The organism is Achromobacter sp. D10 (assembly GCF_035282245.1).
Lineage (GTDB): Bacteria > Pseudomonadota > Gammaproteobacteria > Burkholderiales > Burkholderiaceae_B > Achromobacter > Achromobacter insolitus.
The window spans coordinates 211548-222990 of record NZ_JAYJLE010000005.1 but is presented as its reverse complement, the minus strand read 5'-3'; the positions used below and the strand labels follow the sequence as shown (position 1 = coordinate 222990).

General features: G+C 66.7%; 9 protein-coding genes. 4 read left to right on the top strand and 5 right to left on the bottom strand.

The features are described 5' to 3' along the window. Positions 1 to 20: 20 nt before the first annotated feature. Both VCS63_RS16985 and VCS63_RS16980 read left to right on the top strand, forming a co-directional pair. The gene (locus VCS63_RS16985) at positions 21 to 1010 is read left to right on the top strand and encodes a Bug family tripartite tricarboxylate transporter substrate binding protein (protein ID WP_063642520.1); all 990 of its coding nucleotides are present in this window, start codon (positions 21 to 23) and stop codon (positions 1008 to 1010) included. Positions 1011 to 1127: 117 nt separating this feature from the next. Then, on the top strand, positions 1128 to 2021 hold the full coding sequence (locus VCS63_RS16980; RefSeq protein ID WP_063642398.1) for a cation diffusion facilitator family transporter: 894 nt from the start codon (positions 1128 to 1130) through the stop codon (positions 2019 to 2021). A gap of 84 nt (positions 2022 to 2105) precedes the next feature. Here the strand turns inward: VCS63_RS16980 and coaBC are convergent, their stop codons facing one another. The 4 genes from coaBC to VCS63_RS16960 form a co-directional block, all read right to left on the bottom strand. Continuing rightward, positions 2106 to 3302 (bottom strand): bifunctional phosphopantothenoylcysteine decarboxylase/phosphopantothenate--cysteine ligase CoaBC, encoded by a 1197-nt coding sequence (gene coaBC, locus VCS63_RS16975; RefSeq protein ID WP_063642399.1) that lies wholly within the window; start codon positions 3300 to 3302, stop codon positions 2106 to 2108. Positions 3303 to 3467: 165 nt separating this feature from the next. Beyond that, on the bottom strand, positions 3468 to 4007 hold the full coding sequence (lspA, locus tag VCS63_RS16970; protein ID WP_112965821.1) for a signal peptidase II: 540 nt from the start codon (positions 4005 to 4007) through the stop codon (positions 3468 to 3470). Between the two features lie 2 nt (positions 4008 to 4009). Further along, positions 4010 to 6871 (bottom strand): isoleucine--tRNA ligase, encoded by a 2862-nt coding sequence (gene ileS / locus VCS63_RS16965; protein WP_323880474.1) that lies wholly within the window; start codon positions 6869 to 6871, stop codon positions 4010 to 4012. Further along, positions 6861 to 7826 carry a bifunctional riboflavin kinase/FAD synthetase gene (locus VCS63_RS16960; RefSeq protein ID WP_063642401.1) on the bottom strand — a complete coding sequence of 322 codons (966 nt, stop codon included), beginning with the start codon at positions 7824 to 7826 and terminating at the stop codon, positions 6861 to 6863. Before VCS63_RS16960 ends, ileS begins: the two co-directional genes overlap by 11 nt. Positions 7827 to 7960: 134 nt before the next feature. On the opposite strand from VCS63_RS16960, the gene purN reads away from it, so the two are divergent. Further along, positions 7961 to 8617, top strand: coding sequence for a phosphoribosylglycinamide formyltransferase (purN, locus tag VCS63_RS16955; protein WP_088607760.1), 657 nt, complete (start codon positions 7961 to 7963; stop codon positions 8615 to 8617). An 844-nt stretch (positions 8618 to 9461) separates the two neighbouring features. Continuing rightward, positions 9462 to 10808, top strand: a complete 1347-nt coding sequence (locus VCS63_RS29760) for an RsmB/NOP family class I SAM-dependent RNA methyltransferase (protein WP_416379201.1) — start codon at positions 9462 to 9464, stop codon at positions 10806 to 10808. Between the two features lie 14 nt (positions 10809 to 10822). Here VCS63_RS29760 and VCS63_RS16945 read toward each other — a convergent pair whose 3' ends face one another. Next, positions 10823 to 11218 (bottom strand): hypothetical protein, encoded by a 396-nt coding sequence (locus tag VCS63_RS16945; protein ID WP_042794155.1) that lies wholly within the window; start codon positions 11216 to 11218, stop codon positions 10823 to 10825. Positions 11219 to 11443: the final 225 nt, after the last annotated feature.

Sequence of the window (11443 nt, the reverse complement as noted above, 5' to 3'; positions counted from 1 at the left end):
AATCGTTGGGAGTGTTTTTCATGTTCAGCCGTACTCTGTATCGCGCCGCAGGCGCACTGTTCGCCGTCACCGCCATGACGGCCGCGCCGGCGCTTGCCGCCGACGCCTGGAAACCCGCCAAGCCGGTGCGCCTGCTGGTGGGCTTCGCGCCTGGGGGTTCCGCCGACACCCTGGCGCGTCTTTTGGCCGAGCCGCTGTCGCAGCGCCTGGGCCAGCCCGTCGTGGTCGAAAACCTGGCCGGCGCGGGCGGCAACATCATGGCCTATCGCCTGGCGCAGTCGCCTGCGGACGGCTACACCATTGGCATCGCCGCCGCCGGTTCGATGGCCATCACGCATGTCCTCAACCCCAAGGGCACGAACTACAAGCCGGCCGATTTCACGCCTATCACGCTGGCCGCCGTGCAGCCCAACGTGGTCATCGTGAACAAGGACGTGCCGGCCAACAACCTGGCCGAGCTGAAGGAATACTTCCAGAAGACGCCGACCGCCACCTATGGCACCGCTGGCGTGGGCATTTCCAACCACCTGATCGCCGAGACCATGTTGTACAAGCTGGGCGTGAAGGTGCCGCACGCCGCATACCGCGGCGCAGCGCCCGTCATCACCGATCTGCTGGGTGGCCACATCGCCATGACGATGGACAACATCTCCACCGCGGCGCCGCTGGCCTCGCAAGGCAAGGTGAAGGCGATCGCGGTGGCATCGCTCAAGCGCGCGCCGCAACTGCCCAACGTGCCCACGCTGGACGAGCAGGGCCTGAAGGGGTTCGACATGCCGACCTGGCAAGGCGTTTTCGCGCCCGCCGGTCTGCCTGCCGACGTGCTTGCCGCCTATTACGCGGCCATGCAGGACGTGCTGAAGCAGCCGGCTCTGGTCGAGAAGATGGCGGGTCTGGGTTCCGAGCCGGTCACGGGCATGACGCCTGAGCAATTCGGCCAGTTCCTGGAGAAGGACCGCCAGCAGTGGGCGGACATCGTCAAGGCAGCCAACATCAGCCTGGAGCAGTAAGCCAGGCCGACAAACCCTCCGGTGCTCCGGAGGGTTTTTTTATTGCGCGGCCGGTCGCGCTTGACTCTGAAGCGGCTTCAGGCTTTTTTATAGAGCCTTTATCCGACAAGGACAGCAATGAGCGATAGCCATCAGCACGGCGACGTGCGCGCGTTGCCTGAATCCCGCCTCTGGCTCGCGCTTGCCCTGACGGGCACGTTCATGCTGGTGGAAGTGGCGGGCGGGATGATCACCGGCAGCCTGGCATTGATTTCCGACGCGATGCACATGCTGACCGACGCCATGGCGCTGTTGCTGGCGCTGGTGGCGATACGCGCGGGCCGCAAGGCGGCCGACCTGATGCGTACCTACGGCTACGCCCGCTTCGAGATCCTGGCGGCGGCGGTCAACGCGCTGGTGTTGCTGGGCGTCGCGTTCTACATCCTGTACGAGGCCTACCAGCGGATATCGGCGCCGCAGGACATCCAGTCGCTGGGCATGCTGGCCGTGGCCGCGGTCGGTCTGGTAGTCAACCTGATCGCCATGCGCCTGCTGGCCAGCGCCAAGGACGAAAGCCTGAACGTGAAGGGCGCATACCTTGAGGTATGGGCCGACATGCTGGGCTCGATCGGCGTCATCGTGGGCGCCGCGCTCATCTGGTTCACGGGCTGGCGCTGGGTGGATTCCGCGCTGGCGGTGGGCATAGGGTTCATGGTGTTCCCGCGCACTTGGGTGCTGCTGCGCGAATGCGTGAACATTCTGCTCGAAGGCGTCCCGCCGGGCATGAGCCTGCAGGCAGTGCGCGATGCCATCGCCAGCACCGCCGGTGTAGCCTCCATCCACGACATTCATCTGTGGGCGGTGACACAAAGCAATCCGATGCTGACGGGCCACGTCGTTCTGGCGGCCGGAGCAGACGCAGAGCAGGTGCGCCGCGACATCGAAACCCGGCTGCAAGCGGATTTCGACCTACACCATACGACGCTGCAAATGGAGCGCGATGACCGTTCCTCGCAGGAACACATCCACTAGGCACGGCCCGCCCGCGAACAAAGAAAAACCCCCGTCCGCGGACAGGGGTTCATCGGTATCAAGGCCTGGATACCAGGCCCGTTTTTAACCGGGCAATCGGGCTGCGATTTCGGCGATCAGGCGGCGCGCCGCGTCAAGCTTGTCGGCCGCGGGCAGGGGGTGCGTGCCGTGTTCGTCGAACAAGACCAGCTCGGTCGTGTCCGCGTCCATGACTTTATGGGCCAGGTTCCCCACCAGCAACGGGATGCCCTTGCGCGTGCGCTTGGCTTCGGCATGCTCGGCCAGCTTTTCGGTTTCAGCGGCGAAGCCCACGCACCAGGGGCCATTGGGCAGCTTGGCCACTTCGGCCAGGATGTCCGGATTGGGTTCGAATTCCATCAAGGGGGCGCCGCCGCCCTCGCTGGTTTTTTTCAGCTTCTGGGTGCTGACGTTCTTGACGCGCCAGTCCGCCACTGCGGCCACGGCGATGAAAATGTCCGCGTCGGCCGCGCTGGCCATTACGGCGTCGTGCATCTGGCGAGCGGTGGTGACGGACAGCGCGGTGACGCCGCGCGGCACCGGCAGGAAGGTCGCGCCTGAAATCAGGGTGACGCGGGCGCCGGCTTCGCGCGCGGCGCGTGCCAAGGCATAGCCGGTCTTGCCGGACGACCGGTTGCTCAACACGCGCACCGGGTCCACGGGTTCGGAGGTGGGGCCGGCGGTCAGCAGGACGTGACGGCCAGCCAGCAGCTTGGGCTGGAAGAAGGCAATCAGGTCGGTCAGCAGTTCATGCGCTTCCAGCATGCGGCCGTCGCCCGTTTCGCCGCAAGCCTGTTCGCCGGCGGCGGGGCCCAGCACGCTGATGCCATCGGCGCGCAATTGCTCGACATTGCGCTGCGTGGCCGGATTGGCCCACATCTCACGATTCATGGCGGGGGCGACCAGCAGGGGACAGGCGCGCGCCAGGCATAGCGTGGACAGCAGGTCGTCCGCCATGCCATGCGCCAGCTTGGCCATGAAGTCGGCGCTGGCGGGCGCGATCAACACCGCGTCCGCGCCGCGCGTCAGATCGATGTGCGCCATGTTGTTGGGCACGCGGGCATCCCAGGCGTCCACGAACACGGGGCGGCCCGACAGGGCCTGCATGGTGACTGGGGTGATGAAGTGCGTGGCCGCCTCGGTCATCACCACATCCACAGTGGCGCCTTGTTCGGTCATGCGCCGCACCAACTCGGCGATTTTGTAGCAGGCGATGCCGCCGGTCAGGCCGAGGACGATGCGTTTGCGGGCGAGATCGAGCATGAGGGAGGCGGCGGGTTCAGCGCCGTGAAAACGAGGAACGGACAGTGATTTTATTCTGCATTGCGGCATTGCGCCGTTCGCGATGCGTTCAGGGGGCATCAAACAGAACAAAAAGCAGGAGAAAGCGGCGGGGGAGGCCGGGGCGGGCGCCCCGGCAAGCCATGGTCAGGCCTTGGCCTTGGCCTTGCGGCCGCGCAGAAGCTCGTCCAGCACTAGCAGCACGGCGCCGCAGGTAATGCCTACGTCCGCCAGGTTGAAGGCGGGAAAGTAGGAGTCGTTCCAATAGAACAGCAGAAAGTCCACCACGTGGCCATAGACCACGCGGTCGATGACGTTGCCGATGGCGCCGCCCAGGATCAGGGTCAGCGCCAGGCTGAAGCGGGGCTGGCCATGGGTGCGACGCAGGATGATGGTGATGACCACCGCCGCCACGCAGCCCAGGCCGGTGAACAGCCAGCGCTGCCAGCCTTCCTCGGACGCCAGGAAACTGAATGCGGCGCCGCGGTTGTACATCAACGTGAAGTCGAAGACCGGCAGCACATTGACGCGTTCGCCGTACTGGAACGAGGTGTTGAAGTAGATCTTGGTCAACTGGTCCAGCACGATGATGGCAAGCGCCAGCGCCAGCCAGCCGCCCACGCGCGCCGGCGCGGGGCGGGCAGGCGCCGCAGCGCCGGCCACTTCCGGTTCGGAGGCGCGAGCCATGCTCAGGCCTTGTCGCGGGCTTCGCCCGAGCCGAACAGGTTGGACACGCAGCGGCCGCAGATCTCGGGGTGATCAGCGTCCTGGCCCACGTCCAGGCGCCAGTGCCAGCAGCGCTCGCACTTCTTGTGCGTGGACGGCGTGACCTCGACGCGGGTCTCGCCTTCACCCGCATGCACGGTTGCGCGCGAGACGATCAGCACGAAGCGCAGGTCGTCGCCCAGGCTGGCCAGCAGTTCCTGGTCGGCGCCGCTGGCATACAGATCCACTTCGGCCTGCAGCGAGGAACCGATGTCGCCGGCCGTGCGCACTTCTTCCAGCTTGCGCTGGACTTCGGCGCGGATGGCACGCAGGCGGGTCCACTTGGCCGACAGGGCGTCTGCGTCCGCGAACGGCGGCAGGACGTGGTAGACCTCGGTGAAGATCGTGGTGCGGGCGGCGTCGGCCTGGTTCTTCAGGGCGGAATCGACCAGCTCCTTCCAGGCTTCCTCGGCCGTGAAGGAGAGGATCGGGGCCATCAGCTTGAGCAGCGTCTGCGTGATGTCCAGCAGGGCCGTCTGGGCCGAGCGGCGCGCGCGGCTGTCCACGGCCGACGTGTACAGGCGGTCCTTGAGGATGTCCAGGTAGAACGCGCCCAGGTCTTCCGAGCAGAAGGTCTGCAAGCGCGACACAGCCGGGTGGAAGTCGTAGCGTTCGTAGTTGGCCTGGACTTCAGCCTGCATCTGCGCCGTCATGGCCAGCGCGTAACGGTCGATCTCGAAGAGTTCGCCGTAGGGCACGGCCTGCGTCACGGCGTCGAAGTCGGCCAGGTTGGCCAACAGGAAGCGCAGCGTGTTGCGGATGCGGCGGTAGCCTTCGACCACGCGCTTGAGGATCTCGTCCGAGATGGACAACTCGCCCGAGTAATCGGTGGATGCGACCCACAGGCGCAGGATTTCCGCGCCCAGCGAGTCGGACACCTTTTGCGGGGCGATCACGTTGCCCACCGACTTGCTCATCTTGCGGCCTTGGCCGTCCACCACGAAGCCATGCGTGAGCAGCGCCTTGTAGGGAGGCTGGCCATACAGCATGCAGCCGGTCAGCAGCGATGAGTGGAACCAGCCGCGATGCTGGTCCGAACCTTCCAGGTACAGATCGGCGGGCCAGGCCAGTTCAGCGCCGTGCGAACCGGCGAAGTCGCCGTCCTTGCCACCGAGGACGGTCGCGTGCGTGCTGCCCGAGTCGAACCAGACGTCCAGCGTGTCGCGGTTCTTTTCGTACTGGTCGGCTTCGTCGCCCAGCAGTTCGCGCGGATCCAGCGTCTGCCAGGCCTCGATGCCGCCTTGCTCGACACGCTGCGCCACCTGCTCAAGCAATTCGGACGTGCGCGGGTGCAGCTCGCCGGTTTCCTTGTGCACGAAGAAGGCCATCGGCGTGCCCCATTGCCGCTGGCGCGACAAGGTCCAGTCGGGGCGGTTGGCGATCATGGCGTGCAGGCGGGCGCGGCCCCAGGCCGGATAGAAGGCCGTGGCGTCGATGCCGGCCAGCGCCGATTCGCGCAGGGTCGGGCCGCCGTCCTTGGGGGCGACGTCCATGCCGGCAAACCACTGGCTGGTGGCGCGGTAGATGATCGGCGTCTTGTGGCGCCAGCAATGCATGTAGCTGTGCTTGTGCTTTTCCACGTGCATCAGCGCGCCGGCTTCCTGCAGTGCCTCGACGATCTTCGGGTTGGCGTCCCAGATGGACAGGCCGCCGAACAGCGCCAGGCTGTCCACGTACTTGCCGTCGCCCATGACCGGGCTGATGAAGTCGGTGTCCTTCATGCCGTGTTCCTTGCACGACAGGAAGTCCTCGATGCCGTAGGCCGGCGCCGAGTGCACCACGCCGGTGCCGGAGTCGGCCGTTACGTAGTCGCCCAGGTAGGCCGGCGACTTGCGGTCGTAGGCGGCGTTGAATTGCGCCAGCGGATGGCGGAATTCAATGCCCGACAGTGCCGAGCCCGGGGCCGTGGCTATCACTTCGCCTTCCAGGTTCCAGGCCTTCAGGCAGTCCTCGACGCGCTCCTTGGCGATCAGCAGCAGCGGGCCGAACTTCGGCACGGGCGACACGCGCACCAGCGCGTATTCGATTTCCGGATGCAGGTTGAGCGCCTGGTTGGACGGAATCGTCCAGGGCGTGGTGGTCCAGATGACGATGGCGCCGTCGTCCACCGAGTCCAGGCCGAAGGCCTTGGCCAGCTTGGCGTGCTCGGCAAACGGGAAGGCCACGTCGACCGCCGGGTCCACGCGATCGGCGTACTCGACTTCGGCCTCGGCCAGCGCCGAACCACAGTCGAAACACCAGTTCACGGGCTTCAGCCCGCGGAACACATAACCCTTGTCCAGGATGCGGCCCAGCGCGCGGATCTCGTCGGCTTCATTGCTGAAGTTCATCGTCATGTAGGGACGATCCCACTCGCCCAGCACGCCCAGGCGCTTGAAGTCCTTGCGCTGGCGGTCGATCTGTTCGAGCGCATAGGCGCGGGCCTTGGATTGCACTTCGGCCACGGGCAGGTGCTTGCCGTACTTCTTTTCGATCTGGATTTCGATCGGCATGCCATGACAGTCCCAGCCCGGGACATAGTGCGCGTCATAGCCGGCCATGTTGCGGCTCTTGACGATGATGTCCTTCAGGATCTTGTTGACTGCGTGGCCGATGTGGATGTCGCCGTTGGCGTAAGGCGGGCCGTCGTGCAGCACGAAGCGTGGCCGGCCGCGGCTTGCGGCGCGGATCGCCTGGTAGACGTGGTTTTCCTCCCACTGCGAAATCCAGTCGGGCTCGCGGCGGGCGAGGTCGCCCCGCATGGGGAAGGGGGTGTCGGGCAGGTTGAGGGTCTTTTTATAGTCCATGAACGGCAAAATAGGCGCGCGCGTTTCGCGCGTCTTCGGCGATGGCGGCAGTCAGGGAAGGGAGGTCAGGAAATTTTTCTTCGTCCCGCAGCTTTTGCAGGAACTCGACGCGTACGAGTTTACCGTAAGCGTCGACAGTCTCGTCGAGCAGGTGTGACTCCAGCAGCACGCGCCCACGATCTTCCACGGTGGGGCGCACGCCCAGGCTGGCGACCGCCGGCAGCGGATGGTCTGCCAGGCCGTAGACCTGCACGACGTAAATGCCCGAGCGCGCGGCGCAGCGCTCGGCCACGCGCAGATTCATGGTGGGAAAACCCAGCGTGCGGCCCAGCTTCTGCCCGTGGATCACATGGCCGCTGATGTGGTAGGGATGCCCCAGCAGATGACGGGCGCGTTCCAGGTCGCCCACCGCCAGCGCGGTGCGCACCTCGGAACTCGATATCCGGTGCCCCTGTTGGTCGGTCACGTCAGACAGGGTCTGCACCTCGAAGCCATGGCGCAGGCCGGCCTCGCGCAACAGGTCGATGTCGCCGCTGCGTTTGTGCCCGAAACGGAAATCCTCGCCCACCAGCAGCCATTTGGCATGCAGCCCCTGCACGAGCAGTTGCTCGATGAAGGCATTGGCGGACATTTCGGCCAGGCGGGCGTTGAAGCGTTCCACCACGACTTGGGATATGCCGTAGCGCGCCAGCGCCGCCAGTTTGTCGCGCAAACCCGATATACGGGTGGGCGCCAATTCCGGGCGTTGGTTGAGCGTGGCGAAATATTCCCGCGGATGCGGCTCGAAGGTCATCACGGCGGGCGTCAGGTTGCGGTCGCGCGCGACTTGGCAGACGCGCGCCAGCATGGCCTGGTGTCCGCGATGGACGCCGTCGAAGTTGCCGATCGTCAGCGCGCAAGGGGCGCGCCGGTCGGGCGGGGGCAGGGATCGGTAGATGCGCAGCGATGGTTTCACGAGCGAGAGTTTACAATTTTGGATTCCGGGTTTGTTCCTGTCCTTTCCTGCCGCGCGTCCAGGCCATTGCCGCACGCGGGATTGCCGGGGGCGGACGAGCCCGATTTCCCTTGGAATTCCTTATCTTGCCGGAAATATCTCCCCCCAAACGCCGCCTCGTCATCCTGATTTCGGGGCGCGGCAGCAACATGCAGGCGTTGGCCCAGGCTTGCCGTAACGAAGGTTGGCCGGCCGAAGTCGCCGCCGTCATTGCCAGCAAGCCCGAAGCCGCGGGCCTCGAATGGGCGTCCCATCAGGGCATCCCCACCGCCGCGCTGTACCACAAGGACTACGCCAGCCGCGAAGCCTTCGACGCCGCGCTGGCCGCCGAAATCGACCGGTACGAGCCCGATTACGTCATTCTGGCGGGTTTCATGCGCGTGCTGACACCGGGCTTCGTCAATCACTATGCCGGCCGGCTGGTGAACATCCATCCGTCCCTGTTGCCGGCATTTCCGGGGCTGCATACGCACGCCCAGGCCCTGGCGACTGGCGTGCGCGTGCATGGCTGCACCGTGCACTTCGTCACGCCGGTGCTGGATCACGGCCCCATCATTGCGCAGGGCTGCGTGCCGGTCCTGGCGGGCGACACGCCCGAGTCGCTGGCCGAGCGCGTGCTGGCGGTGGAACACCGGGCGTTTCCGGCGGCGGTGCGCTGGCTCGCCGAAGGCCGGGTTACCCTGACCAGCGACCACCGCGTAAACGTGCTGGGCGATCCCGACCGCCTTTTCGCCTGGTCGCCGGCCGCTTGATCGGCCCTGAACCGCATTTTTCGGGCGGAAGCCCTCCGCCCCACTGGAATACACCATGACTAAACCCCAATCTCCGCGTTCTCGTCCGGCAGGCGCCGCCAGGGCCGCCTCCGAAGGCCGCGACGGTCGGTCCTTTTTCTCGCGTCCCAAGGGCGACGCGCGGGCCCCTATCGCACGCGACAGCGCCCGCGACGACCGTTCCGGCGGCAGCCGCGACGAGCGCTCGGGCGGTCGACCGACGCCGCGCCCGTCCTACGACGCGCCGCGCGGCGAAGGCCGCGGCGGTGAACGCGGTTCCTACGGTTCGGACCGTCGCGAAGGCCGTCCGAGCCCCCGTCCGTCCTTCGATCCGACGCGCGGCGAGGGCCGCGGCGAACGCGCTTCTTATGGTTCCGAGCGCCATGAAGGCCGTCCGGGCCCGCGCCCGTCCTATGACGCTCCGCGCGGCGAAGGCCGAGGCGGCGAACGCGGTTCCTACGGTTCGGAACGCCGCGAGGGCCGTCCGGGCCCGCGCCCGTCCTATGACGCCCCGCGCGGCGAAGGCCGAGGCGGCGAACGCGGTTCCTATGGTTCGGAACGCCGTGAAGGCCGTACGGGTCCGCGCCCGTCCTATGACGCTCCGCGCGGCGAAGGCCGAGGCGGCGAACGCGCGTCCTACGGTTCGGAACGCCGTGAAGGCCGGCAGGATGCGCGGCCGTCCCATGGCTCTCCCCGAGGCGGCGAGCGCGGCCAGTACGCCGGTCCGCGTGGCGGCGAGGGCGGCCACGGTCAAGGATACGGCGGCCAGGACCGTCCGCCGAAGCCCCAATTCAACCGCCCGCGCCTGTCGCACGCGGCGATCCGCATAGACCAGGTCCAGCGCGTCCTGGGCGAGATCCTGCAGTGGACCTATCCGGCCGATGCGGCCCTGTCGCACTGGCTGCGCAACCACCCCAACCTGGGCGCGCGCGACCGTTCCGAGGTCGCCGAAGCCGTTTACGACGTGCTGCGCCATCTGCGCCGGTACCGCCAATTCGGTGAAAGCGGCGTCGGGCCCGCCTCGCGCCGCCTGGCCATCCTGGGCCTGGCGGCGACGCTGGGCGCCAACGAACTCGCCGAAGGCATGGACGCCGCCGAAGCCGAATGGCTCCAGCGCGTGTCGCAAATCGACCTGGCGACCCTGCCGCGCGCCGTGCGAGGCAGCATTCCGGACTGGCTGGACGAGCGTCTGGGCGCCATGGACAGCCCTGACACCCTGATCGAGGCGTTGAACCGCCAGGCCAGCCTGGATCTGCGCGTCAATCCCCTCAAGGTCGAGCGCGACGCCATGCTCGCTGAACTGCAGCAAGGCGCCGGCCGCTACGAGCCCGTTGCCATGCGCTATTCGCCCTGGGGCATCCGCATGGAAGGGCGTCCGGCCATCAATCGCTGGCCGCAGTTCGAGAACGGCAGCATTGAAGTCCAGGACGAGGGCAGCCAGTTGCTGGCGCTGCTGGTGGGCCCCCGCCGCGGCGAAATGATCATCGACTTCTGCGCCGGCGCTGGCGGCAAGACTTTGCTGCTGGGCGCGCTGATGCGCTCCACCGGCCGCCTGTACGCATTCGACGTATCCGCGGCCCGCCTGGCGCGTGCCAAGCCCCGTTTCGCGCGCAGCGGCCTGTCCAACGTGGTGCCCGTGGTCATCGATAGCGAAAACGATGCCCGCGTGAAGCGCCTGGCCGGCAAGGCTCAGCGCGTACTGGTTGACGCGCCATGCAGCGGTATCGGTACGCTGCGCCGCAATCCGGACCTGAAATGGCGCCAGCATCCCGAGGCGCTGGCCGAACTGGGGCAGCTCCAGGAACGTATCCTGAATAGCGCGGCGCGCTGCGTCGCCCCGGGAGGGCGCCTGGTATACGCCACCTGCAGCCTGCTGGCCGAGGAAAACGAAGTGCAGGCCGAGCGTTTCCTCGCCAGCCATCCTGATTTCGAACGCCTGGATGCCGCGGAGATCCTGGCTGCCCGTTGCGAAAACCTGAAGCTGGACGGCCCCTACGTCCAGCTGCGTCCCGATGTGCATGGCACCGACGGCTTTTTCGCCGCCGTGTTCGAGCGGCGGAAGAAGGGTGTGGCAGCCGGAGCGGACGACGCCCAGGCGGCGGAAACCAGCGAAGTTGCGCCCCAGGAACCCGCCGGAGAAATCCCGGCCGGCGACCAGGACCAGCCGGCCTGAACGCAGGCGCCGGGTCAGGGACCCGGCGTCACCACCACCGTGGCGCTGTAGCGCCGCGTGCCCAGGGTCTTGTTCTGGTATTTCACCTCCCAGGCCAGGGTGTCACTACCTGCCTGGTCCGCCTGGTAGATTACCTGGGACACCGGCACGGTCTGGTATGCGCAACGTCCGGAATCGCTGGACTGGCCTCGCGTCTGCATGATGTTGGCCTTGCCCAGGCGCGGCGTCATGGTCAGCGCGACCCGCGGCGCGCGCAACGCCAGGCAATCCGATCCGCGGATCTCGTAGTACGAGGCCAGCACGGCGACGTCGCCGGACTTCAGCGTTTGCGCGGAAACGGCGGCGGGCAGGGCGGTTCCCAGCGAGGCCAGGATGCAAAAAAAATAGGGACGTATTTGTTTCAGCAACATCAGTGGGACAAAAGAGACAGTTTGGTAGGCAAAGCACCCGCAGTGTGCGCCAGCCGCAAGTCTGCTTCAAGACCGGATACCAAGCTGACAGGAACTTTAATCGCGAAATTGAGCCCAACTCTTGCGCCTTCGCGTATGCCCCCCACTTTCCCTGGGGAGGACGGCCCTAGCGCCGTGTGCCGCAAGGCTCGGCCTCGCAACCTGCGTTTCGGGTGGCGAGAGTGG

What these genes read in the sequence shown, in the direction of transcription:
- VCS63_RS16980 (WP_063642398.1), top strand. Translation starts at nt 1,128, where the DNA reads ATGAGCGATAGCCATCAGCACGGCGACGTGCGCGCGTTGCCTGAATCC.
- VCS63_RS16985 (WP_063642520.1), top strand. Translation starts at nt 21, where the DNA reads ATGTTCAGCCGTACTCTGTATCGCGCCGCAGGCGCACTGTTCGCCGTC.
- ileS (WP_323880474.1), bottom strand. Translation starts at nt 6,871, where the DNA reads ATGGACTATAAAAAGACCCTCAACCTGCCCGACACCCCCTTCCCCATG.
- VCS63_RS16945 (WP_042794155.1), bottom strand. Translation starts at nt 11,218, where the DNA reads ATGTTGCTGAAACAAATACGTCCCTATTTTTTTTGCATCCTGGCCTCG.
- coaBC (WP_063642399.1), bottom strand. Translation starts at nt 3,302, where the DNA reads ATGCTCGATCTCGCCCGCAAACGCATCGTCCTCGGCCTGACCGGCGGC.
- lspA (WP_112965821.1), bottom strand. Translation starts at nt 4,007, where the DNA reads ATGGCTCGCGCCTCCGAACCGGAAGTGGCCGGCGCTGCGGCGCCTGCC.